17 protein-coding genes and 1 tRNA gene are annotated in these 25613 nt (G+C 57.7%); 6 read left to right on the top strand and 12 right to left on the bottom strand.

The window, feature by feature from the left end:
• Nucleotides 1–54: 54 nt before the first annotated feature.
• The gene (locus DD236_RS09465; protein WP_133246091.1) at nucleotides 55–1608 is read right to left on the bottom strand and encodes a GTPase; all 1554 of its coding nucleotides are present in this window, start codon (nucleotides 1606–1608) and stop codon (nucleotides 55–57) included.
• A gap of 126 nt (nucleotides 1609–1734) precedes the next feature.
• Between DD236_RS09465 and DD236_RS09460 the strand changes: the two genes are divergently transcribed.
• Nucleotides 1735–1807: transfer RNA gene (locus DD236_RS09460), tRNA-Arg, on the top strand.
• Between the two features lie 65 nt (nucleotides 1808–1872).
• On the opposite strand, the gene DD236_RS12230 is transcribed toward DD236_RS09460, so the two are convergent.
• From DD236_RS12230 to DD236_RS09445, 4 genes are all read right to left on the bottom strand, one after another.
• Nucleotides 1873–3132 carry a GH32 C-terminal domain-containing protein gene (locus DD236_RS12230; protein WP_207785787.1) on the bottom strand — a complete coding sequence of 420 codons (1260 nt, stop codon included), beginning with the start codon at nucleotides 3130–3132 and terminating at the stop codon, nucleotides 1873–1875.
• Between the two features lie 54 nt (nucleotides 3133–3186).
• Nucleotides 3187–4746, bottom strand: coding sequence for a glycoside hydrolase family 32 protein (locus DD236_RS12225; protein WP_207785786.1), 1560 nt, complete (start codon nucleotides 4744–4746; stop codon nucleotides 3187–3189).
• A 95-nt stretch (nucleotides 4747–4841) separates the two neighbouring features.
• Nucleotides 4842–8435: a PT domain-containing protein gene (locus DD236_RS09450; RefSeq protein WP_133246090.1), complete on the bottom strand. Its 3594-nt coding sequence runs from the start codon at nucleotides 8433–8435 to the stop codon at nucleotides 4842–4844.
• A gap of 364 nt (nucleotides 8436–8799) precedes the next feature.
• Entirely contained in the window at nucleotides 8800–11604 is a 2805-nt protein-coding gene (locus DD236_RS09445; protein WP_109094155.1) for an FAD-binding and (Fe-S)-binding domain-containing protein, read from the bottom strand.
• Between the two features lie 132 nt (nucleotides 11605–11736).
• Here DD236_RS09445 and orn point away from each other — a divergent pair, with 132 nt between their 5' ends.
• The 4 genes from orn to DD236_RS09425 all read left to right on the top strand — a co-directional run bounded on the left by orn (nucleotide 11737) and on the right by DD236_RS09425 (nucleotide 14872).
• Nucleotides 11737–12390 (top strand): oligoribonuclease, encoded by a 654-nt coding sequence (gene orn, locus DD236_RS09440; RefSeq protein WP_109094343.1) that lies wholly within the window; start codon nucleotides 11737–11739, stop codon nucleotides 12388–12390.
• Nucleotides 12391–12433: 43 nt separating this feature from the next.
• Nucleotides 12434–13396, top strand: coding sequence for a PfkB family carbohydrate kinase (locus tag DD236_RS09435; RefSeq protein ID WP_109094154.1), 963 nt, complete (start codon nucleotides 12434–12436; stop codon nucleotides 13394–13396).
• Between the two features lie 113 nt (nucleotides 13397–13509).
• On the top strand, nucleotides 13510–13878 hold the full coding sequence (locus DD236_RS09430; RefSeq protein ID WP_133246089.1) for a hypothetical protein: 369 nt from the start codon (nucleotides 13510–13512) through the stop codon (nucleotides 13876–13878).
• 136 nt (nucleotides 13879–14014) lie between these two features.
• The gene (locus DD236_RS09425) at nucleotides 14015–14872 is read left to right on the top strand and encodes an aldo/keto reductase (RefSeq protein WP_109094152.1); all 858 of its coding nucleotides are present in this window, start codon (nucleotides 14015–14017) and stop codon (nucleotides 14870–14872) included.
• Here the strand turns inward: DD236_RS09425 and DD236_RS09420 are convergent, their stop codons facing one another.
• The 7 genes from DD236_RS09420 to DD236_RS09390 form a co-directional block, all read right to left on the bottom strand.
• A complete protein-coding gene (locus DD236_RS09420; RefSeq protein WP_133246088.1) occupies nucleotides 14873–17668 on the bottom strand; it encodes a hypothetical protein in 2796 nt (931 codons plus the stop codon).
• A 143-nt stretch (nucleotides 17669–17811) separates the two neighbouring features.
• Nucleotides 17812–18588, bottom strand: a complete 777-nt coding sequence (locus tag DD236_RS09415) for an HAD family hydrolase (RefSeq protein ID WP_243410230.1) — start codon at nucleotides 18586–18588, stop codon at nucleotides 17812–17814.
• 26 nt (nucleotides 18589–18614) lie between these two features.
• Nucleotides 18615–19625 (bottom strand): LacI family DNA-binding transcriptional regulator, encoded by a 1011-nt coding sequence (locus DD236_RS09410; protein ID WP_109094150.1) that lies wholly within the window; start codon nucleotides 19623–19625, stop codon nucleotides 18615–18617.
• Nucleotides 19626–19691: 66 nt separating this feature from the next.
• Nucleotides 19692–20531: a carbohydrate ABC transporter permease gene (locus DD236_RS09405; protein ID WP_109094149.1), complete on the bottom strand. Its 840-nt coding sequence runs from the start codon at nucleotides 20529–20531 to the stop codon at nucleotides 19692–19694.
• Complete coding sequence (locus tag DD236_RS09400; RefSeq protein ID WP_109094148.1) at nucleotides 20531–21451, bottom strand: carbohydrate ABC transporter permease; 921 nt, start codon at nucleotides 21449–21451, stop codon at nucleotides 20531–20533. Before DD236_RS09400 ends, DD236_RS09405 begins: the two co-directional genes overlap by 1 nt.
• Complete coding sequence (locus tag DD236_RS09395) at nucleotides 21448–23616, bottom strand: glycoside hydrolase family 65 protein (protein WP_109094147.1); 2169 nt, start codon at nucleotides 23614–23616, stop codon at nucleotides 21448–21450. Before DD236_RS09395 ends, DD236_RS09400 begins: the two co-directional genes overlap by 4 nt.
• Nucleotides 23617–23665: 49 nt before the next feature.
• Nucleotides 23666–24922, bottom strand: coding sequence for an ABC transporter substrate-binding protein (locus DD236_RS09390; protein WP_165819886.1), 1257 nt, complete (start codon nucleotides 24920–24922; stop codon nucleotides 23666–23668).
• Between the two features lie 472 nt (nucleotides 24923–25394).
• Here DD236_RS09390 and DD236_RS09385 point away from each other — a divergent pair, with 472 nt between their 5' ends.
• Nucleotides 25395–25604, top strand: coding sequence for a heavy-metal-associated domain-containing protein (locus DD236_RS09385; RefSeq protein WP_109094145.1), 210 nt, complete (start codon nucleotides 25395–25397; stop codon nucleotides 25602–25604).
• Nucleotides 25605–25613 lie beyond the last annotated feature (9 nt).

Here is a 25613-nt window from a genome sequence, read left to right as displayed (position 1 = left end):
CCTTTCACAGTGAACTCTCACCATTATCCCACCGGTCAGATGCAAATCCACAAGTTAGACGCGATCCAAATATTCGCTTGCTCGAAGCCTCAGCTGCCTGCCGTTACCCACCGGAACCTGATCCAGAACGCCATTGTAAGCGCTGACAACCTCGCCAACCGCCTCATCGAGGTGAGTGGCAAGCGATTCACGTGCCTTCCTGATGCTGGATGCCACCTTCAGGTGACTACACGCCTGTTCCGCACCCGACACGCCGCCGGCAGCTGCTCCCAGCAGCGCTGCCACCCCACCGTGACCGAGCCACGGATTATCGCCAACACCAGCCGACATTGTGAGGACATCGCTCTTCCATCGCGAGAGGGCCGTATCTATGATCTCGCGCTTGTTGAGCACGGTTGCAGCTTCAAACTGGAACTCGGCCGTTTCCACCATTCCCTGATCCCACGCCTGACGGATCGCCTCGTCTGTAGTTGTGACAGCCTGATCAAGGCCGGCTCGGATTGCCGACATCACGCCGTCGAACACTGTAGTCACTGCCGCATCGCGCGACCCTTGATACCTCCGCACCAACAGCCCGGGCTTTTCACCAACCGCGAGGGAAGCTAGCGCACCGCCCGACGAGGCAAAGGAAAGCCACGCGGTGGTTGGGGCGCCCTGCCCGAATCGTCCCATCTTCGCATTGGAGACGAGCTTTTCGCGCGGCTTCTTCGGCGCTTCTTCCGCTTGGGCACGGAGATGCTCTACGGCGCTGGCCTGCATCTCAACGGCATCCGAGAGCTCAAGAAGTTGCCGCCGCAGTTCGGGAAGCATTGCCTGTGTAGTTCGATCCACGAGCGCCGCACCAATACGGGCCGAAGCGATCGCTTCGAGCCACGTACGCACTTCCGCAACTTGTCCCGGTTCTAGCAGGCCCTCATGAGGACCCGCGTCCGGAACCAACATCAGCGGATCATTGCCGATACCCACATCGTTCATCCGCCGCGTCAGGTCCTTTCGGACCGTGTAGCGCGCCCTGTCCGCCACACGGTTAAGGACCACTGCGGTTGTCATCCCCCGCCTGTGCGCGTCGCTCAGCGTTTGCCACGCCTGAGCGTCACCATAGCGGGCGGCGGTGGTGACAAAAACCCACAGGTCTGCCGCATCGAGGAGGCGGCGAGAAAGCTCGCGGTTTGCGGCGTCCACCGAATCGAGGTCCGGTGCGTCCACCAATACAACTCCGGGGATCGCTCCTTCTACTGCCACGAGCTTGCCCATATCAAGCAGGCCGTGACCATCGAGGGCCACAACATCCGAAGGATGTACCGCGATCAGCGGCATCCGTGTGGTGGGGCGAATCACCGAGGCCGGAGAGACCTCCTCGCCCAATAGCGAGTTAAACAGCGTGGACTTTCCCGCTCCGGAGGACCCCCCAAACACCACTACTGCCGGCAGCTCAGCTGTGCGCAGGTGGGGCAGGATTCGGGTACGCAGCTGAGTCATCAACTGGGCGCGGCTCTCAGACAGTTGCTCTGATCCGGGCATCTGTAAGGGCAAGCGGGCATTTTCCAACGCAGAAATGGTCCGCTCGACAAGGCTGGCGAGTTCGCGGGACGTTGTTCTGGGTTTCACCCTTCTATTGTCCTTCACCCACGCCAAAATGTGGCGAATTCAGCACGGCATGTGTGCATTTGCATTGAACAGCGCCGCTAGCTGATTAGATGGGGGCGGGCCACACCGCATATAGTGTGAATGCCCGCCCCCATAGCTCAATGGATAGAGCAACGGCCTTCTAATCCGTAGGTTGCGCGTTCGAGTCGCGCTGGGGGCACTGAAGCAAACAATGTGGCCCCGGCATCCTACTTGCCGGGGCCACTCACTTGGTATTGAGCCTTTCTATCCGCGGTTAGCTGCCGACCGCCTTACTGCCAGCACACCGCCGCCAAGCAATGCGAGCGCGAGGACGGCTAGAGCGCCACCTCCAAATCCGGTATTTGGCAAGAAACCGTTGTGGTCAGCCGAACCGGTTGCGCCATCCGTCGGTTCACCGGTTGCGCCATCGGTTGGCCCATCAGTTGCACCTTCGGTTGGCTGCTGAGTCGGATTACCGGTCGCATCATCCGTGGGCTCACCGGTTGGCTCCTCAGTTGGCTCTTCCGAGGGCTCTTCCGTCGGATCCGTACCGGGATCGGCACCAAGGAACATGGTCTGATTCAACGGTGTGACGGTGAGGTTCACGATTTCAGCGTCACCGCTCTCGGCCCATGCGGAAATGCCATCGGCGCCCTCCTCTGGGAACACCTGATCCGTGATGGTGCGCAGGCCGTCATTCGCGAACAACTCCACTGATGCGCGATCGAGGTAGATCTCCAGCGTCAGATTGCCGTCTTCATCCAGCACAACTGCAGCATCATCGACGGAAGGAAAGAGCGGGCTGAAATCCGAATTACCGGAGTTCGTCCGATCTACGTACACGCGCCCAGCCTCCGAATCGTAGCCGATCTTGGTGCCCGTCCCGTCTTCGGATTGGAATACCGTGATACCCGCACGCTTAGCCGCGCCTGGGTCAAGCGTCAGGTCAAGCTTCACGACGTCGCCGGACACCTCCTGCGTCTGCGATCCCGAACTCAGCGCTAGCTCCGTCACGCTGGCAGCGTTGGCCGTGTCAAGGATTCCATCAGCCTGATCAACGACCTTCTGCTGGAGCTGGGGTCCGGCCGACGTCTGCACCAAAGTGACCTCACGCGGAAGCGACATGGAGCCGGTCCACGCCTCCGTAGGAAGAATTTCTGGGTCAGCATACTGCCAGTTGCTCATCCAGCCTTGCATGATCACGGAGTCTTCCACGGGAGCGTCGGAGTAGGTCACGGCGGCATAGTAGTCACGGCCCCAGTCGAGCCAGTTGTACTGCTCCGCGACCGGCAAGGCCGGCTCATCGGCGAACATGAAGTGGTCCGCCATGATGTGGCCCCAGTCGTCTTCTGTATTGTTGTCCACGATCTTGATTGTTGCTTCTTTACCCTCAAGGTCATCCACGTTCCACGAAATCCAGTCAAGGTTCTGACTGTTGTTACCGGTCGCGGTCCGCACCACTTCCCCATCGACGATCAGGTTCACGGTGGTCTCCTCAGAAGACGTGGCTCCGGAATCACTCATTGTCACCTGATCAACGGCCAAGTACGTGTCAGGAGAGTTGTCGATAATCTGGAACTAAACCCATTCACCTACCAGATCGGAGACGTCCCAGTTCTCCCACGTGAGCTCGGGTGCGCCCGATCCGCGCGCAGTCTTTACAGTCTCACCGCCATGCAGGAGCCTGACTTCAGCGTTTTCGTTAGCGGGATCTCCTCCACCCAAGAGGAAGGAGATGTTCTCTCCGGTGACCTCAAATGTTGGCGAAGCGATCCAACCTTGGTTGCCGTTACCATCAGGTCCGGATACCGCAGTGTTGTACCAACCATCCCCGATCGCACCGAGATCCTCAGGTGCTGTCTCAGGCGTGGCAACCGTTCGGCCCAAGTCCCCGGGCCAGGAATCGTCCAGATCGGACTCGAAGTCATACACCACTTTCGCTTCCGCTGGCTCCGCGTCAACGTGTGGGTTGTTACCGCCGGCAATCTTGAAGTTGATGTACGGATCTTCGATGGTGAAACTTGGTGAGGTCAGCGAACCCGTTCGCTGGTTCCATCCACGCGTCAGGCTTTCAGCTAGATGATCGTCAACATAACCATTGATGAAATCGGACTCGGACCCGAGCTTTGGCTCCGTACCAAACGGATCGGTAATGCCAGCCTCATTTGTGGGATCGTTCGCCACCGTCCAGCCGCCGTAGCCATTCTCGAAGTCCTCGAAGACCACTCCTTCCGGCGCCGTGCTGGGATCCACAATGTCTTCAGCAACGAACTTGGTGCCGTTGAAGTCACCCACAAAGTACTGCATACCACTGCCACCAGCGATTGAGTTCCCGTGGCTAATGACCATGACCCACTTGGTCTCGCCCGGCTCGCCACCCTCGACGGGCAGCTCGAAGAGATCCGGGCACTCCCAACCCGCATGGACCTCAGAGGGGTTCTCAAACTCCGAGAGCTCGCTCCAATCCTTCAGGTCCGTGCTCTTGTAGAGCACAACCTTCTCGTCTTCGGACTCGACTGCCACCATCACCCAGTAGCCGCTGGCCCCGTCGTCGTACCAAAACACCTTAGGATCGCGGAAGTTCGCCGATTTGCGGTTAATGACTGGGTTCTGCTCGAACTTCGTCCAGGTGTAGCCATCGTCCAGGCTGTAGGCCAGAGACTGCGCTTGCAGGTTCGGGTACTGCGGATGATCGTCCGTGTAGGCAGACGTGTAGATCGCCACGAGTGGTGGGTTATCTTCCGTACCGAAACCGGACGAGTTGTTTTTGTCGACGACGACGGAGCCAGAGAAAATCTGCTCAATCATCTTATTGTCCGAGTCATAACCCGGCGAAATTGCCACGGGCTGCTCGGTCCAAGTGAGCAAATCTTCTGAGGTCGCGTGCCCCCAGCTCAGATTTCCCCAAGCGGGGCTTTCCGGATTGTGCTGGAAGAACAGGTGGTACACGCCGTCTACATAGACCATGCCGTTTGGATCGTTCATCCAGTTCATTTCGGGAGTGAAATGAACTAGTGGACGGTACGGTTGATCGGCGGGATCCGGCTCATCGGCGGTGGCCACCGAGGCTGTTCCCATCACGAGTAGCACGCTGGCTACGGCTCCAGCGACACGGCGCCGATGTGAAAGTTTTGACACAGAGATACCCTTCATTGGTGTTAGTGGACGTGCCCGGCTCCAGCACTTCTGGTACCAAAGCCGGGCACGTTCTTATGGGGAAGCCAGCTATCGCGCTAGCTACGGAGGTGTGCAGACCTCCTCACGAAGAGCACTCCACCTGCAAGCAGCAGTGCCGCCAGCAGAGCGAGCAACAAACCGCTGAACCCCGTGAAGGGAAGGGAACCGTTGTTGTTATCCGATCCGTTGGTTGATCCATCTGTTGGGCCGTCGCTGGATCCGCCAGTAGGGCCGTCGGTCGGACCATTAGTTGGTCCATCAGTGGGCTCATCTGTTGGCGGGTCCGTGGGATCGGTTGGGTTCTCACAATCGGCGCCCATGGTGATGACGACCTTCTGGGTCGCGCTCGGAACGGTCACGGTGCCGGCCTCAAAGTCGTACTCGGCGCCCTTGCCCTCAACCGCGCAGATGTTGTTCCGCAACGCCATGAGCTCGATAGAGAACTGATCAACCTTGTCCGTGTCACCAGAGAAGTCAACGGTGACCTTATTGCCATTCGTTGCCATCTTGTAGCCGATTCGGCCGTCGATATTCACGGGGTAATCCGCGATGTCGATGACCTCGCCGTCGGCAATCCAATCCGTCGGAACACCACGGCCAATAATCGCAGTGCCATCAGTCTTCAGGGCGAAGAGCGAGTCCAAAAGCACCTTGGTATTCGTGGACTGGCCCCACATGTGCTGGTTCGAACCACCATCACCGCCACCGGCGGCATGGTTGATGGACCAGGGCGAATCCTCGTCCGGGTAGTCAATGCCTTCCCACCAACCGAATGGCGCACTCTGCGATTCGTTGATCATGAACTCGTAGCCACGAATTCCCGCGTCGCGGTACTGTTCGCCGCGCAGCGCGGTGCTGCCGTATCCGGCGTTGTATGCGCTGGAGAACCAGCCGTGCGGGTAACCACCGAAGTTGTAGATCGTATCGGTAATGTCCTCACGGTTCTCGAAGCCGTGGGTGTACGTCTGATCGATCCAATCGAACATCGGACCGGACTGCTCGGCACCGAAGAGGTAGCCATCCCAGCCCCAGCGGCCGAACAGGAACATGGATGCCCAGTTGGCATCACGCGGGTCATCACGGCCATCGCCCAACTGATCATTGGGAGCAGTCATGGACATCGGGATGTAGTCCAGATCGTATTCGTCGATCAGCTTATCGAGCTGCGTGTTCGAAGCATCGAGGAGCGAATCGTACTGATCCGTTGCCCACTCGACCTCTTCGTCTTCACCGATCTGTTCGGCGATCCAGGCGTACGTTGTCAGGCCCGCGAGCGCGGACCAGTTATCGATTGTCCAGTATCCGGTGGAATCGATCGCCTCGGTCTCTTTCATGATGCCGTCATGATTATCGCCGATACGGTCGGTCTCAACGTTGTGGGTGTTCTTCTTGATTGTCTCGAACTTCTCCTTGATGAACTCAGTATCGCCCGTCCGCTGCAGGTAGAGGGCGTAAGGCCAGGAGTACTTCCACTTGGCGTCGTCATACTGCAGCTGTGCCGGTAGCGTTGCGAGGTACTCCTGCGCGTACTTGAAATCACCGGAGGTGAGGAGAGTGGCCACGATACCGATCGTGTCGTGATCGAACATCAAGTCATAGCTGTTCTCACCCACGTGTAGACGCTTCTCACCGTCGATGTCATCACGGATGATCATCGTGTAGATGAAGCCCGCCTTGTAGGCGTTGATCAGATCCTCGTTTGGCAGCTCGCTGATCTGGACCAGCGGCTCAAGGCGATCGTTCCAGTAGTTCTTCATGTGATCGTATGCATCGTCGTAGCTGCCAAGGTTCTTCACCTCGTCAGCTGCCGGCCAATCGTACGTGCCGTTGAATCGGTCCGCTGCAATCGCATAGTCCATCGTGACGGTCTCACCGGCCGCGACCGTCTGCTGTTTTGCACCCTCATTCAGCGGAACTAACTCATCCGAAACCGACGGGAGCGTCATTTCGGAATCGTTGTTGTTCGTGACCGTCATACGGGAGTAAACGATTTCATAATCGTTCTTGTTGATCGTTGCCTTGTCCGCGAAGTTTGTAATCGAAACATCTGCACCGGCCTTCTCGAACTCCGAAACGAACGCGGGGAGGTAGCCTTCCGCGTTGTACCAATCAATCTTGCCGGGGATATCCGGGATCCCGAACCTCACCATAAGATTGTCACGATCGCGTAGCTTGTAGGAACCATCGATATATGCGAATGGAGCGTGACGGTCACCTTCCCACCCGATTGAGGCCTGAAGCCGTGGATCCGTGGTGTCTGTGTATGCGCCGGCATTAGCGGCCATCTGGTAGGCCACTTCAAGAATCCGAAGCTGAACAGCAATTTCGGCGTCACTCGGGTCACCCGCGAGCAGCTCCTCGGTGGAAGCAATCGCGGACTGGAGCTGATTCAGGTTGAACTCCGAGGTACTAAAGATGTTGGCCTTGTTCGCCGCGGCCAGTAGTTCCTGCAGTTTTGTTAGATCGTCCCGGGAATCGCCCTCGGAAACCGCTGCGCCGGCGAACACGACGTTTGCCTCCTCGTGGCGCGCGGTCACGATCTGGCCCTCAAGCTTCGCTGAGACGTCAGCCGGAACATCAAACGACACCTGGGTGACACCGTAAGGTGCAGGGTTATCGTGCAGGTTCGTGCTGGTCGCTACGGCATCTTCCTCGCCGTTGACGTAGAGGCTCATCTCCACATCCGCGTTCCACGTGTTGGCGTAGAACGTCACGGTTCTGGCCTTGTCCGAGTCTGCGAGATCGATATCGAACCCGCGCGGATCGGTGGTCTCAGCGTACTCGGCATCAGCCTTGAAAACGCTCGCCTTACCGTAGGCATCTTGGGTAGCCGTCGGCTTTCCGTCGGACCAGCTAAATGTGCGGGACCAGTCACCGCCAAGAGTCGGTATCGGCTTTCTCGACCGGTTCGAAACCGTGATGGTCTCATCAACGTCAGCCTTGCGGTTGACCTCGTCTCCGTAAACGTGAATCCAATCCAGATCGCCCTTCTCAGTCAAATTCACGGCAACGGGAGCCTCGCCAGTTTCGATCGAGTAGGCAAAGGATCCCTCCGCCACATCTGAGAGAGTGGCTGCTGCCAGTGATACATTGCCTTCCTCGCCAGCGCTCTCCGTCTCAACGGTGAATGTCACGCCCTCGTTTGGTGCAATGAGAACGGTGTATTCGTTTACCTCTGAGGCTTCACCCGCGGAGACGGCTTCCACATATGACGGCTCGCTCTCCGAGGAAGCCTGAACCGAAAGCTCGGCCTCGGCCTGCCAGGCACCCCCAATGAGGATCAACTCGCGCCACGAATCACCCGCCGGAACGGTTACCTCATAGCCTCCGTTATTACCGGTATGGAAGAACACACCACCGGTGGTCACGCCGGCAGTATTGGACTCCGTTGGGGTGCCGTTGGACCACACATACCGGTAAGGACTATCGCCAAGCTCACCCATAGCCCGATCGGTGTTGAGGTTTTCAACCTCAATAAGGTCACCATCCACCTTGCGGTTGGTCTCAGCACCCGCGAGGTGGACCCAATCAAGGCCACCAGTCGCTTCCAGATCGAGCGTTCCTGCCGAGCCGTTTTGACCGCTCAACTCCTCGGCAGAAAAAACAAATGGCAGCTCTCCTTCGTCTGACGCCGCGGAGGCTGCTGGCACGAGTGCCGTCACCCCCGCCGGTCGCGCTTGCCAATGCCGCGAGCGCGCTCACTCGCGACTTAATTCGATTTTTCAACGTCTCTCCCATCGTTGGGCATGGGACCCAGAACCTTCTTCCCCGCCTTCGGGTATAGATCCCCTCAATTTTGTCCGGTCAAAAATCGACCTCTTTTGATCCAATCAGGTACTGTGATCCACGTCAAGGCCAATTTGGCGGCGCCCGTAAGCGCTATTCGCCGCTCGATTTAGCATGCACGGACGCCACGATGTCCTTTGACAGTCAAGTTCTTACCGCATCAGCGTGACGAAGAATGAAAAGCCCAACGGATGCCTGATACGCGACAACATGTGAGCCTCGACACACTCACCGCCCGGCCACCGAATCAGCCACTACTTCGATGATGCTCTTGTACGGCTTGCCGGTAGCCCGCGTCATGCCCATCTCACATGCGCGGTTGGACGAGGCGTGGATCGTGGAGTTGAGCTTGCGGACGTCTCCTGCTTCTGGCCCCGTGGCCGATGCCGTCAGCTCTGGATGCAGCATGCCGCGATCCCCCGCAAATGCACAGCATCCCCAATTGTCCGGCACGTTCACTTTGTCTGCGACCGCTCCGGCCAGCTCCACGAGCGCGTCCGTGGACCCCAGATGAGTGGTAGCGCATGTGGGATGCAGCGTAATGCTAGGCGCATGGCGTAGAACCCCCAGCCTGGGCAGTACCTGATCCCGGATGAATACGATGCCGTCCATCACCTCGACCGGGTACGCCTTGAGCAGCCCAACGAAACCCTCCGTGCACGAGGAGGCATCGCACACCACGGGAAGATTCCCATCGCGGCTGGCCGTCACTACCCGATCCACAACCTTCTGGCGCATTTCCTCCTTGCCACCGAGGTATCCCTTGGATGACCACGGCGTGCCGCAGCACAGGTTGTCAATCCCCTCGGGGATATGCAGCTTGAGCCCCGCCTGGGCACACAGCTCCTGGAAGCTCCGCTGCAGCCCGGACCCGCCATCAACCGGTCCAAACATCGCGCTCTGGCACGAAGGGATGTACACCGCATCGGCCTGCTCAACCGGATACGAATCGGCCAATCCGCCACGGCGCTTGCCACCACGCGGCAGGTCGCTGGTCCACTCGGGCATCGTGTCCTCGCCAATAACGTTGCGCGCCACCTTCGTCACGCCGTTCACCAGCCCCGGGGCAGGAACCGCCTTGGCAACGGACAGCGCCGCACTAGCCGCAGTGGTCACAACGCCCCACCTCTTCGCCGTCACATTCCAGCCGGTCGAAAGCGGCGGATTTGCCTGCTCCGAGCGCAGCCTACGCACCAAATCGGCGGTGTTGATCTTCATGGGACACGTGGTTTGGCACATCCCGTCCACGGCGCACGTATCGATCCCGGCGTAGCTGTAGGCCTTCTCGAGTGCCTCCGCCAGCTCGCTGTCCCCCGCATCCTTCGCCTTGGCCAGATCCCGCCGCAACACGATCCTTTGGCGCGGAGTCAGGGTGAGATTACGGCTGGGGCACACTGGCTCGCAGTACCCGCACTCCACACACCGATCCACTTCTTCCTCGACCGTCACGGTGGTCTTGATGCCTTGGAGGTGAGCATCACTTTGAGCGGTAAGGAGCACGCCCGGGTTCAGAATCTCGTTGGGATCACAGGCCCGCTTGATTGCCCACATAACCGAATAGAGTTCTTCGCCGTACTGGCGCTCCACGAATGGAGCCATCGCGCGGCCAGTTCCATGCTCCGCCTTGAGCACGCCTCCCTGGCTCAGCACCAGTTCCACCATGTCCTCGGTGAAGTCCGCGAGCCGGGCCTGACCGTCCGGCGTATCAAACCGATCGGTGATCATGAAGTGGATATTGCCGTCCTTGGCGTGCCCGAAGATCACCGATCCCTCATACCCGTGGTTTGCGAAGAGCTCGGTGAGCAGCTCACAGGTATTTGCGAGGCGCTCCACCGGCACCGCGATATCCTCCAACAATGCTGTGGTTCCAGAAGCGCGAGCTCCGGCCACAATCGCGTATAGGCCGTTACGGATGGCCCAGAGGCTGGCACGGACCTCGGGATCGGCGGTGAATACCGCGGGCGAGGCAAGCCGAAGCGAAACCGCGGCCGCTTCCGCCTGCTTGAGGTGCTTCTGGATACCCTCCTTATTGGGCTGTTGATACTCAACAAGGAGAGCTGCGTGATCCACTACCTCGATATCCCTGATTGCAGCCGCCGGGCTACCGGTGCCCTGAGCAACGCGCAGGCTAGCGGCATCCATCAGTTCGATGGCGGCTGGCTCGGTGGCAACAAGCGCTGGCAGTGCGGAAGTGGCATCGTAGAGGTTCTCAAAAACCAGCAGGCCCGTTGCCACTTCGGTGTAGGCGGGAACGGTGACGAACACGGCCTCCGCCACGAATCCGAGCGTCCCCTCGCTGCCGATGAGCAGGTGAGCCAAGATATCGACTGGACGGTCATAATCCACCAGCGAATTGATCCCGTAACCCATGGTGTTCTTCATCTTGTACAGGCGATCGATGGTTCCCATCGAATCGGGATTCTCGCGGACGCGATCCCGAATGCCCTCAAGTCCCGCGTATAGCGTGGGGCACTGAGTTGACAGCTGCTGATCGGCATCATCATCGGCCGTATCAATGATGGTCCCGTCTGCCAGCACAATCGTCATGGATTCGATCGTTTTATACGTATTGTGAACGGTTCCGCAAGACATTCCGCTGGAGTTATTGGCAACAACACCACCTATCGTGCATGCGACCGAGCTCGCCGGATCCGGACCTAGTTTGCGGCCGTAACGCGCAAGGCGGGCATTCACCTGCCTGATCGTAGCACCAGGCTGAACGCGCACTCGCTCGCCATTGTCCTCAATCGTGATGAGCCGGAACGCTGCGCGGGTGTCAATCTGGAGCGCTTCCGTGCTGGCCTGGCCACACAGGCTGGTGCCGCCCGAGCGGAAGGTAACGGACTGGGCCTGAGAATTCGCGATGTTGAGAATATCGGACACCTGTTGGGTGTTTTCCGCTCGTACCACCGCCCGCGGCATCAGGAGGTAGTGGGAGGCATCGTGCGCTGCCGCATGGATATCGATTGGCTGATCACGTACAGCATCTTCGCCGAGTGAATCGCGTAATTCATCAATGAAAAGGTCGCTCATATTAGCCACCATGCCACCACGCGATCAGTTCATCCAGCCATGGCAATTAGACGCAACAACTCTTACGAAAAGAAGGTGAGAATGGGGACGGACGGGAGCATCCGTCGTCGTTATTCAAATCAAACGGGTAGAATGGCGTGCGTGAGTAACGGACTAAAGAACCCCATCGTATGGATTGACTGCGAGATGACAGGGCTGGACTTGACGGTTGATGAACTGGTCGAGGTTTCAGTAGTCATCACTGATTATGACCTCACTCCCGTGGACGCAGGTATTGACTTACTGATCAAGCCCACGCCAGCGGCAGTGGAGAATATGGGCGAATTCGTGCTCGAAATGCATACCCATTCAGGACTCATCAACGAGTGGGATAACGGGCTAGAGCTGGCCGAAGCCGAGGCACAGGTTCTCGGCTATATCAAGAAGTACATCCCTGAAGCTCGCAAGGCGCCACTAGGCGGGAATTCCGTGGGCACCGACAAGACGTTCCTCGACAAGTACATGCCGAGCGTGATCGAGCACTTGCACTATCGCATCGTGGATGTTTCCTCCATCAAGGAACTAGCCAAGCGTTGGTACGCCCGCAGCTATTTCAACGCCCCCGAAAAGACCGGAAATCATCGCGCGCTGGGCGATATCTACGATTCCATTGACGAACTGCGTTATTACCGCCGCGTCCTCATGCCCGAAGGCGAAGGCCCATCCACCGCTGAATGCGAGGCTGCCGCAAAAGCAGTCACTGGAAAGACTGTTCAGCTCGCTAGCAGCGAGGATAGAATCCGGTAGTCTAAGAGAGTTCTATTCTACGTTTGAACCTTTAGGAGATCCCGTGGCAACGACGCCCGATGCCCCAGTCCTTTGCCTCGGTGAAGCACTCATTGATGTTGTTCACCGCGATGGTAAGTCCACCGAGCACGTGGGTGGTAGCCCGCTGAACGTTGCCTGTGGCTTGGCCGCGCTTGGCCATCCCACCCAGCTTGCCGCTTGGTGGGCTAACGATCCGCGTGGCCATGCAATCGAAGAGCTGCTGGCCAATCACTCCGTGAGGCCTGTTGCCGGTTCCGATCAGGCCAACAAGACGGCTGTGGCTAACGCTTTCCTAGATGAGCAGGGGCGCGCCACCTACGAGTTTGATCTGGAATGGAAGGTACCTGAGCTTCCGGCCCCAGCTGAGATTACCCACCTGCACACGGGCAGCTTCGCCGCCACCCTCGCTCCCGGCGGCAACGATGTGCTGCGCGCCGTCAAGGCGCAGTCCATCGTTGGGACCGTCTCCTATGATCCCAATGCCCGCCCCAACCTCATGGGCAGCGCCTCTGACGTGATCGGGCGTATCGAGGAAATCATCAGCGTGTCAGACGTTGTGAAAGCCTCGGACGAGGACATCGAGTGGCTGTACGGCAAGGACACTCCTGTTGAGAACATCATGCGCAAGTGGTTGGCCATGGGGCCGGCCATGGTTGTGGTGACTCGCGGGCCTTGGGGCGCGTATGCGCGTTTGGCCAGTGAGCGCGACATGCTGGTGATCGATCCCCTTAATGTGGAGCTTGCGGACACCGTGGGTGCCGGCGATTCGTTCATGAGCGGAATGCTCTCCGCCTTGCTGGACGCTGGATTGTTGGGCAGCGCGGAGGCCAAGACTCGGTTGCGCGCCGCAAGGTGGGAGCAGGTTGTGCCAGCACTTCACCGGGCTACGATGACCTCGGGCCTGACGGTCAGCCAAAACGGCGCCTACTCCCCCAATCGCGACGAGATAGCGCAAGTTTTGGCTGCTAATCCGCTGCTTGGCTAGGCTTCGATTGGAACTCCTTCTCACTTTCTGGGACGATTGTCCCGATATGCACAGCCTTCTTTAAGGTGAACGTGCCCCCTTGAACTGGGCGGCACCAACGAGAGGATACCTACGTGAAAATGAAGAAGCTTTCCGCCCTATTCATGATTCCGGCACTCGCTGTCTCGCTCGCTGCCTGCGGTGGCGAGGACAAGCCCACCAAGGAAGAAGTGACCTCTGGCCTTTCTCAGGCGATGGATGAATACATTGACGCCGAAGTCGTGGATCAGCTTGGCCAGGAAGCCCTAGACAATTACTACAGCTGCATCGTTGATGAATCATACGATGACCTTTCCGATGACACCCTGAAGTCCCTCGCCGATGGTGAGGAGCCCACAGCATCTGAGGACTCTGATGATTACCAAACCTTCAATTCCGCTACTGAGACCTGCACTCAGTCCCTGATGGAAGAGGCCATGTCTGGCCTCGAAGGCGAAGAATAGATTGTTTTGGAAAAGGGGAGTTGGCCCGCGTGGGCTAACTCCCCTTTTTCATATCTCCCGTCTCCGACAAAGGTCCATGATTTCGCAGCTGTAGGGCTATTAGGCTGGAGCTATCTCCCACAGCGAAGGATGCACCATGCAGGATGTGACTCTGAATAACGGCATCTCAATGCCAATTCTCGGATTTGGCGTTTTCAGGATTCCTGATGACGAAACCGAGGCTGCGGTACTTTCCGCACTCGAAGCCGGCTACCGCTCCATTGACACCGCCGCCATCTATCACAACGAAGAGGGTGTGGGCCGCGCTATTGCTAAGTCCGGCATCCCGCGCGAGGAACTCTTCGTGACCACCAAGCTTTGGGTCCAGCCCAGCGCCGAAAACACAAAGCGCGCCTTCGATGCATCTCTCAAGCGGCTCGGCTTGGACTACGTTGACCTGTACCTGATCCACCAGCCATTCGGCGATGTGTTTGGTGAGTGGCGCGAGATGGAGAAAATCCATCAGGAGGGCCGCGCCCGCGCCATTGGAGTCTCCAACTTCTACTCAGGCCGCCTCGTCGATTTCTTGCTGCACACCGATGTGCCGCCCGCCGTGAACCAGATCGAGGCGCACCCGTTCTTCCAGCGCACCAAGAATCAGCGCGTTATGGAGCGCCGCGGCGTCCAGATGGAATCCTGGGGCACGCTCGGGCAGGGCAAGATGGGCGTACTAGACAACCCCACACTGATCGGAATCGCGGACGCCCACGGCAAGACCGTTGCTCAGGTGGTGCTCCGCTGGATGATTCAGCGCAACATCGTTTCCATCCCCAAGTCCGTCCGTCCCGAGCGGATTGCCGAGAACATCAACGTGTTCGATTTCGAACTCAACGACGATCAGATGGAGTCAATCGCCACACTCGATAAGGGCGAATCTCCGTTCCAAGATCACTACTCCGTAGAGGCTGCAGAGCGGCTGGGCAAGCCGGACGATATTTCCTCCGGTCTCGCATAACTAGCGGCGGCGCGACCTCAATACGATAGCCACGCCTAGTCCCAAGAGAAGTGCCGCTCCAAGGATCAGTGGGAGCGCATTGGCCCCGGTGTTCGGCATACGGTCCGGTGATGGAGCGGCCGCACCTCCAGTCGGCTCCCCCGGTCCGGCCGTGGCAGGGTCAGTGGTGCCAGCCGTCGGATCGCTCGAGCTGTCCGTCGGGTCACTCGGGTTGCCAGTCGGATCCGTTGTTGGATCAGTCGGTTCGGCGGTGGGATCGGTTGGATCCGTCGCGGGGTCAGTGGGGGTTGGCGTCTCGGCTACGATATCGATTTCAAGGCTGCTCGAAACTCCGAAAGGTGTCACTACCTTCATGGTCGCAGGGGTACCCGGGGTCACCTCGTAGCCCTTGGAGGGCTCCGGTACCTTATACACGATCTTGGTATCGCTCCACGATACAACCTCGAAATCGGCCTCATCGCCGGGATCTCCCCAGTTGATGCCGTTGTTGGTGAAGCGTACGTGGCTGGCATCTTGCGTCTCACCAAAGTTGGCACCAGTGAGCGTGACCTCGTCACCCGCAGCCGCAGCTTCCGGACTCACAGTTTCAAGAATCGGTGCCAGTGTGGATGGCTCAGCGGGAGGCGCTTCAATCGCATCGGGACGTGGCCGTTCGGTCGAGGGCGTGTTCTGGAAGGTGATCACCACAGAGGACGTGCCGGACGGCAGCGTGACAGTACCAGCCTCTGAATCGAAGGAACCCGCGGACGTGCTTGCGATGTTGCCGATTGCGGCCGGAAGATGCACCTGAATCGGAGCGTTAACTGCGCCGCTTACGTTCACCGTTACGCTCGTACCGGCCGGCACGATGTCAACATTCATTCGGTTACCGTAAGAGATCGGGTAGTTAGTGACTCCGAATGCTTCATCGCCCACAACCCAAGCGTTAGGCACGCCGCGCCCAACGATGATCGTGCCGTCCACACGTTGGGTCACAACCGAATCGATGAGTGCTTGGTTGCCCAGCTCAATTCCCCAGGAGTGAGGGCTTGAGCCGCCACCGGACTTTGGGTGGTTGCCAATCCAAGGGGTGCTCTGGCTCGGCCAATCGGCGCCCTCCCACCAAGAGTATGGGCCAGCCTGACTGTTTTCGATCATGAACAGGTAGGACTGGATTGCTTGATCGCGATACTTCGTGCCTGCTAGGCCCCAGCTGCCATACGCGGCGTTGTAAGCCGTCGAATAAAAGCCCTGACCTCCATACCCGCCAAAAGTGTCCTGAGGCAGCACGTTCCTGGTGAGTGCGAAGCCCCAGTCAAACGTCTTGTCCGCCCAGTCACCAGCAGCAATTCCGTCCGGGGCGCCCAGATCCGCGCCAAGGAGGTACCCATTCCACGCATAGTTGTAATAAACACCGGGACCGGCCCACCCAGCCATGGCGGGATCCGCGCAGCTATTTGTGGTGTTCGGCTGCAGGATCGAGCACGGAATGTAATCGAGATCGTAGGTCTCAATCGTCTCCGCCAGCGTTGCATCTACCGCTTCGAGAAGCTCGTTGAACTCCGCGTCTGCCCACTCTGCCTCGGCACTGTCCCCAACGGCTTCGGCCAGATACCGGTATGACGCGAGGCCAAGCAGCGCCACATAATTGTCAGTGGTGAAGTAGCCCAAAGCATCGGCGTTGCCGCTAGCGCCCATGATGCCGTTGGGCCCAGTGCGATCGTCCGCGATCCGGTGCGCTGTTGACTTGATGCTCGGGTTCACGTCCTCCCCCTGCGGCCCGGGGGTCGCAAAGCGCGCCTTTAGGAAGTCCAGATCGCCCGTCTTGCGGTAGTAAACCGACCATAGCCACGGATAGGTCCAGTAGCCATCGGAGTATTGCGCCGGGGTGCTGAGGGAGGCGCTTGCCTGATCCAGCAGCGCATGGGCGTCCTTGAAGTATCCGCGGTTGAACAATCCCGCGAGAATCCCTGTGACGTCGTGGTTGAACTCTTGGTGGTATCCGTTCGTCCCGGTGTTCAGCGCGTATCCGCTACGAGAAATCTGGGTGTAGATGAAGCCCGAGAGGTAGGCCTCGACGAGGCGCTCATCCGGAAGATTCGGCATGGCGAGTTCGCTGATCTGAGAGTCCCAGAAGTCTTTCATGTGTGCGTAGTGATCGTCATAACCACCAACTTCAGCAAGCTGCCCGGCGTCTGGCCACGCATACCCGTTAGCAAAGCGATCTGCGGCCACCACATAGTCGTGGCTGACCGTCTCCGAAGGCGCCACCTCGTTGCCGGCAGAAGAAAGCTCCACCATGCCCGCGGCAGGCTGAGGGTCAAGGGCAATCTCCGCGTCCGTTGGATTCGTAATGCTCACGCGGCTGAAGATCAGCACATAATCGTTACCGCCCATGGTCACTTTATCGCCAAAGTTGGTGATCGAAACCTGCGCGCCGTCAGCCTCAAAACCAGTCACTAGAGCTGGGAGGTAGCCTTCAGCGTTCTCCCACGTGGTAGGCGCATTGTTGTAGATGCCGAAGCCATAGGTCGTGTCGATTCCGTTGGGGACATAGAAGCTTCCACCCAAACAGACCGTGGCTCCGTGTCCATTTCCAAGCCACCCGATGGCACTCGCATCATTGTTCGCACCGGCGAAAGAACCACACGGGTATGGATCACCGGCATCGGCTGCTGCGGGAACTGCCATCGAGGTCACCATCGCTAGGCTGCACACAAGTGCGCTTAGCAGGGCCGCCATCCTTTTTGCAAGAGAAGGGACTGCGGCCTCCCCTAGTGCTGCGGTGCGCTTGGCTCGGGTATGGATTGGCTTCATGACACTCCGTTGAGTCAGTGGCGGGTACCGCCTTGGCTTCGCATGACACCCAGAAGCATCTGGGTTGATCAGACCTTAGTATTTTGAACGGTCAAATACAAGAGAAAAGGAAACCTTCGTCCCTAGCCGACCGCAGGCCGCAATTACCAGTTTCCGTCGAGGGCTTCTGCAAGCTCTCCTAGGTCATCAACAACGCAGGTTGCGCCGTTGTCCATCAGCTTTTGTGCGCCGACCCCGCGATTCACCCCAACAACCTGAGCAAAACGGCCCGCATCACCCGATTGAACACCCGAAACGGCATCCTCAAAGATTGCGGCTTTATCGGGAGTCTCCCCCAATTGCTCGCATGCGTAAAGGTAGGTATCCGGCGCGGGCTTTCCCTTGAGAGCATGCGCGCGAGCTACGTTGCCATCAAGCACCAAATCAAAATAGTGCGCCAGATTGCTCTTCTCAAGCACGATCGGCCCATTATTCGAGGAAGTCACCACGCCCATCCGGGTTCTGCCGGCCGCCTTGATGGCCCTCAGTAATGCCTCGCTTCCGGCATAGGGTTCCACACCCTCTTGGATTGCCTCAAGAAAGCACTCATTCTTCCGATTGGCCAACCCATTGACGGTGTGCGGCGACGGTGCATCAGTGGCCTCTCCGAAAGGAAGGCTCACGCCTCGCGATTCTAAGACCGATTGCACACCTTGCGCGCGCGGTTTGCCATCCAAGTAATTGAAGTAGTCACTTTCTTCAAACGGCTCGAGGCCCTGCTTGGCGAAGTACTCATCGAACATGGCCTGCCAAGCTTTCCGATGCATCTTGTCGGTCTGGGTGAGTACCCCGTCTAAATCGAACAACAGCACGTCATAGGACCGGATGTCCGATAGCGCCGTTTCGAGTGAGCCCTTGGTGGTGGTCTGGTTTGTAGTCAAGGAGTTTCCTTCTGTTTTATGTGATCTCAGCGTTTGAGCTCAAAATCTGAGGACTCGCGGATCACTAATTCTGGCGGTATGAGCGTTTGCAGGGGCTTTTCTTGGCCACCGCGGATTTGTGGCAGCAGAGCTTTCCAAACCAAAGTCGCTGCCTGTGTGAGCGGCTGGGCCACGGAAGAGATCGCAGGCTGCGCGCGCCGGGCCACCATCGAATCGTCGAAGCCCACCACAGCAAAGTTCTCACCCGGTGTTAAGCCAACACGGGTGGCTGAGCGCATTGCCTCATGAGCGAATTGATCGTCCTGACACACGACAGCTGTTGGCGATGCACTTTCAAGAAAGGCATCTATATTGGCACCGAGGTCTCGTCGTCGGCTTTCAAACGACAAACACGTAAGGTCTTCTGAAACGGATTCCGGAACAACCTCCTTCATAGCCTCGCACCAGCCGCCGCGCCGGTCTTCGTGGCGGCCCCCATCAACTGGGGAGCCAATGTAGCCGATCCGATAGTGGCCCTTACCGTGTAGGTATTCAACGGCCTGCCGGATACCCAGCCGGGAATCGACATCCACCCACGAGTGTTTCGCGGACTCTTCGCCCCAGGGACGTCCGAATGCCACGAAGGGAACGTTGTTATCAGTCAGCCAACGGGCCCGAAGATCATCTAGATGCGTTTCAACAATGATCACCGCATCCACGGAGCGGCTGGCAGTTAGGTCCTGATAGCTTGCGATTTGCGCGGAGTCGTCACTAGGAACGGCATCCAGCACAAGGCGGTAATCGTAATGAGCCCCAATTCGCGCCACCTCACGCATGAACGGATCCAGAAGCGAAGCTTCATTGCGCATGCCATCGCCAACCCGAAAAGCAACTAGTCCGGTGCGTTGCAGAGCAAGTGAACGCGCCATACTTGAGGGCCGGTAGCCAGTTTCCTTGATCGCTTTGAGAACGGCCTCTTGCAGATCTTTGCTGACGCGCTCAGGAGCGTTCAAAACGTTGGAAACTGTTTGCCGCGAGACCCCGGCGGCCTGCGCCACTGTGCGAACAGTGGCGCGGCCGGGGGCTCTCTTGGTGCTCGAAGAATCGCTAATCTTTCACTCCGTCTACTTAAGGCTGCCTGATGTCAGGCCAGTAATAATACGACGCTGGAAGATCAGAACAACAATGACGAGAGGAATAGTTGCTACTACACCGGCAGCCATCTGGGTTCCGAAAGGCTGCTGGAACGAAGACTCCCCGGTGAACTTGGCGATCGCGACGGTAACGGGGCTGACATCCGCGCCGATCGCCACGTTCGATGCAATGAGGTACTCATTCCACGACGTAATGAACACCATGATCGCCGTGGTGAAAACGCCAGGGGCCGCGAGTGGAATGATGATTTTCCTGAACGCCTGCGCAGGGGTGCAGCCGTCGATCTCTGCGGCTTGCTCCAATTCCCACGGCATTTCCCTGAAGAACGTTGTCAGCGTCCAGATACCAAGTGGCAGCGCGAAGGACATGTCCGGGACAATCATCGCTTGGTAGGTGTTGATCCATCCCCAGTCCGCAAACAACTCATAAAGCGGCGTCAAGATAGCCACGCCCGGGAACATGGATGCGGCCAGAACTAACGCCAAGATAAACGTGCGGCCGCGGAACTTCATACGCGTCAGTGCGTAGGCGGAGAATATGCCAACCATCATTGCGAAAACTGTGGTGGTTCCGGCAACAATAACGGAGTTGATCAGGGCCTGCCCGAAATTGTTCTTCTGGTTGAACACTGCGGACATTGAATCCATCGAAATGGACGAGGGCCAGAGCTCATTGTTGAACAGGGCCGTGGGTGGCTTGAGTGCCGTAACGATCATCCAGTAGAAAGGAGCGAGACAGAAAACCAGCAGGATAACTAGCCCAATAATCTTACCTGTTGTACCAACCACGCGATTAGTAGTCTTCGACATCAGGAATCCTTTCCATCGTGCCCAGCCATGACATTCGCACCGAGAATGCGAATGTAGAGGAAGGCAATCACGAAGATGATAATGAACGTCACCGTTGAGAGAGCTGAACCCTGCCCTGCCTTCAATGCACCGATAGATTGGCGCACAACTAGCATTGATAACGTATTGGTGTTGTTGGACCCGTGCGTCAAAATCTGAGGCAAGTCATACATACGAAGCGCATCTAGCAGGCGGAACAGCACGGCTACCACCAGAGCCGGGCGAACCAGCGGCAGCGTGATGGAGAAGAAGCGCCGGATGGGACCAGCCCCATCCACCTTGGCAGCCTCATAGAGTTCAGAAGAGATAGCTTGAAGGCCCGCTAGGGTAAGTAGCGCAATGAACGGAGCTGTCTTCCACACATCAGCCATGATGATCGCAGCTTTGGCGGGCCATTCGGCGCCGGTCCACAGGATCTCCTTGCCAATGAGATGGTTGGCAATGCCGTCCACGTTGAAAACCCAGCGCCACATAACGGCCACAACCGCAGTGGGGATGGCCCACGGCACCAAAATGGCCGCACGCACAACCGCTCTGCCTTTAAACGCCTGGTTCATAACCATGGCCATGATTAGGCCGATGATGACCTCGAGAATAACAGTGGTGGCACTAAAGAACAGCGTGTTACCCGTGGCCTGCCAGAAGGACTCAGAAAGGTCACCGGTAAAAACGTTCTGATAGTTTTCCAGCCCGATGAACTCCGGATCCGTAGCCACGGGGTCTGAATAGAGAGATCGTATGATGGCCCGAACAACTGGGTAGCCGATCACTGCGAGCAGAACAATCAGGGTGGGGGCAACCAGCGTGTATGCAGTTCTGGCCTCGGCGCGAGCCAATCCAGATTTATTCTTCTTCACCTTCCCCACTAATGGGATACTCATTGGGACACTCCTAGATCTGCCAACTGCCAGATGCAGGCGCAGTTGGCAATGTGCATACCATCGGCAGCGCCTCCCCGGCTCAAATCGAAATCAACGGCAATCATTTTCGCTACGAACTCCTTTACGTCATCGTGCTTACCCAAGCGGTGCGCCACTTGAACATGCGCAGCGGGTGAGAGTGACGAATCATGGACTGTATACGGTTTGTAATACTCATAGGCTGACTCGACTTGTTCGTCATCAAACTCTTCTGGGAACAGAGTCAGCAAGGAAACCACGTCTGCCTGCTTCAGGCAGCGGGAACGATAGAGCTTTTCTTGCGGTGCATAGAAGCCGAACGGCTTCGTGCGGTCCTTCCACATACCATCAATGTCGATGACAGCATAGTCTTCAAAATCCGAGGATTGCAGGACTAGTTTGCGTTCCTCATCGTAGGGAACCGGAAGATTGCTTGCCACGTGTGAAAATGCCTGAAGCTCTTCTTCTTCGAAATCAAGGCGGGAGATAAGCTCCGCCCATGCTTCGGGTGCGTCTCGCTTCATGGCCGTGGCCCATCTGACGGCTTGATTCAGGTTGAACCGAACCATCCAGTTCGTGTAAGCATTATCGCGAGTCATCGGCGAATACTCATCGGGGCCCATAATGTTGATCAGGTGCGCTTGTCCGTCCTCGCCCCAGTCAACCCTATCCACCCAGTACCGCGAGGTCTCAACCAAGATCTCCACTCCGCAGCGCCACATGAATTCGGAATCGCCAGTGCGATCAACGTACTGGGCGAGTGCGAAGGCGATGTCAGCACTGATGTGGAGTTCTGTGTCTGAATACTCCCAGAGCGAGCACTGCTCAGTTCCGTCAGTGCCTGATTGCCATGGGTACTTGGCGCCGCGACAGTTGTACTCCCGCGCATTCTTACGGGCGCCATCCAAAGTGTTGTAGCGGTATTCGAGAAGGCCACGGGCCGCCGCCGGGTTAGTCTCAAGATAGAAGGGCGATAGGAAGATCTCCGTGTCCCAGAAGTAGCGACCATAGTAGGCCTCGCCCGCAAAACCCTTCGGGCACACCTGAGTGATACCTTCAAAAGCCGGCGTGCAGCGCAGTAAGTGATAAGTTGCCCAGCGAAGATGCGGTACGTCGATAAGTGCGGCTCGGTCAGCGCGGTCAGCCGCGTCCCACGCGGAGACAGCTTGCTTTGTTGAGGCTTCGAGCAGTTGCCCCCACTTCTCAACGCTGGCTTCGCGTGCCACACCGTAGGCTCGGGCTGCGGGATCCTCGGTTAGTGCGGGATCCAGCTCGTTATCACGGCTGGTCGTCAAGGCCGTGTATTTGTTGAGCACAGCGGATTGTCCTTGAGCTAGCGGTGTGGAGCATTCGATTTGCGCTCCCGTGTCCGTGACACTGCTAGTACGCTCAATTCCTTCTGGGCCTTCGCAAACTACGCGCGAAGCTACCGCCACCACGTCACCGTGGTCCGTTACCACCTCGCAAGCCAAGGTTTCATTCGAGGCATCCGTGGTGATACCGGAGAAATGCCGGTGCCCGTTCGTCACCACGTCCGCGGTAAGGCCGCTCTGCCAGCAGATTTGCGGGTTGCCGCTGATAACGTCCGCACGCAGCCGCTGCACAAATAGATGGTGGTTGTCTTGGCTGGCGAAACGTTCCCACACTAAGTCAATGACCGAGCCAGCTTCAGTTGCCCACCTTACGCGGCGAGTAAGTACCCCAGAACGCCAATCCAGTCTCCGCGAAAAGCCCCTGACGTCCGAATGCGCCATGTCGAATTCTTCGCCATCCGCACTGATCGTGATATCAGCAAACCACGGAAGGTTAATGACCGTTTGGCGTACCTCTGGATGGTATCCGGTGATGGCAGGGATATAGACGCCTTGCCTAGAAGTTTGATGAGTAGCAACCTCAACGGTCACCGATTGCATCTTTCTCTCGTATTCGAGGTTCTGCGGTTCATCGCGTAGTCCCTCTTCAAAACTACCGCGCACGTGAAAGTAACCGTTGCCCTGCGTCAGCAGGCCTTCCCACGCGCGGTTTGTGTCCGTATCCCACTGGGTTTGAGTAACGGACCATTCATCAAGAAGGTGAGCGGCACCCGGTTGCTGATTTTGTGCTTCGAGATTCTGACCTTCGTCTCGGAGAACCATCTGCGACGTCATCGGGTACCACTCACCTATCTATTGTTTTTTGAATTATTACCGCTGCCGATTACTCGGCATCGATCACCTTTTGCAGGCTGCCCTCTAGGTCAGGAAGCAGAGTGGCGGGATCGGTGCCGGCCTGCAGGCCCTTGTAGAAGTTCTCAGAGAGAACCTGGCTAAACTCCGAGTAAGCTACGGCCTGAGGACGTGCTTCGGCGTGGCCGATGGCCTCACCCAGAGTCTCGAAGTAAGGAATCTCTGCGAGGAGCTCTTCATCCTCGTACAGGGACTCGCGCACGGGCGGCTCACCGGTCTCCTGGATGATGCGCTTCTGGACGTCTTCGCTCAGCATGTAGTTGATGAAGTCCTGTGCGGTCTCAGGGTTATCAGTGGTCTTGGAAACGCCGATGTTGTAACCGCCAAGAGTGGAGGCACCCACATCCTCGGAGCCCGGGATCAAAGCGATATCAAACTTATCCTGAACCTTGGAATCTTCGCCTTCATCCTGAGCAAGGTTGTACACGTATGGCCAGTTACGCAGGAACATGTAATCACCGGACTGGAATGCGCGGCGCGATTCTTCCTCCATGAAGGTCATGTTCTCTTCAGGGATGTAACCATCCTGGATTCCGTTGCTCAGGAAGGTCACTGCCTCTTGAGCCTCTGGGGTATCGATGTTGACGTTGCCATCTGCATCGAGGATGGCACCGCCTGCTGAGTTAACCGTCTCCGAGAAGGTGACGGTCAGGCCCTCATACTGCGCCATCTGCGTGGCGAAGCACTTCATGTCATTCTCAGCCGCAATGTCACAGTCTTCGATGAGCTCATCCCATGTAGTTGGAGCCTCATCAAGCAGGTCAGAACGGTAGAACAACAACGCAGCGTTCGTCTTGTATGGCGCGGCAAAAAGCGTTCCTTCGTACGTACCTGAATCAACCGTTGACTGGAACAGGCCCGTCGTATCAACCTCATCCAGCGGCAACAGCCAGTCACGGGCCGCGAACTCTGCGGTCCACACTACGTCCAGCCCAGCAACGTCGTATGTCCCGGCACCGGCCTGGAAGTCCTGGACCAGCGCGGTGCGCTGATCGTCTGCTGATTCAGGCAGTTCAACGAATGTTACTTCTTCGCCGGGGTGGTCCGCGTTAAAGTCGTCAATAATGGCCTGAAGTGCACCGGACGTGTCTTTACCCTGTGCGTATGTGATGGGACCGCGGCCCTCGCCACCGTCACCATTATCGGATGAATCATCGCCCCCACCAGAGCAAGCTCCGGCACTCAATGCGAGTGCAAAGGCGGTTGCGGCAATCAATGATCTCTTCACTGAAATCTCCTCTTTGTCGATCCGGGCAATGTGCCCTAGTCATGTGGTTCTCGTTCAGCTTCTTTGCACTAACGCCTTCAATACCCAAAAGCCTGTCCGGCCTGCGCACGAAGATGTACGATCAACCAATCTCTTGAACGATTGAACAGAATGGTATTCCTGAAGTCCTACGGGATGGATGACTTGACAAGAACTGTACAACCCTAGTTTAGACCGGTCAAACAGTTTCTGAATTCTGTTACAAATTCGTGACCTACCTAACAACCCTACGTCGCGAGCCCCGGTTTTGCGTCAGATATCCGGACGGTGGTTTTTCGACGACGACGGATCCTCACCTTCGCACGATCCACCGGAGTGATGGAGGGAACCCCTGCCCCAGCTTGCCCCAGCATCCCAAGCGCGATAGATTCGATTTACTGGTACCCCCTAGGGGTATAAGCGTTCAGATGAGATTATCGAAAGGAAGCCACTCATGGCTACTGCAGAATACAAGGTCACCGGCATGACATGCGGACATTGCGAGAACCACGTTCGCGAAGAAGTTGAGAAGATCGATGGCGTCAGCGACATCTCGGTGTCCCACAAGACCGGCCAGCTCTTCGTTACCTCGGACTCCGATCTGCAGGATTCCGATGTTGTGGCAGCCGTAGACGAAGCCGGCTACGAGGCCGTCCGCGCCTGAACGTCACGG

Source organism: Ancrocorticia populi, assembly GCF_003123745.1.
Lineage (GTDB): Bacteria > Actinomycetota > Actinomycetes > Actinomycetales > Actinomycetaceae > Ancrocorticia > Ancrocorticia populi.
The sequence above is the reverse complement of the archived record's forward strand: the minus strand, read 5'-3'. Positions and strand labels throughout refer to the sequence as shown.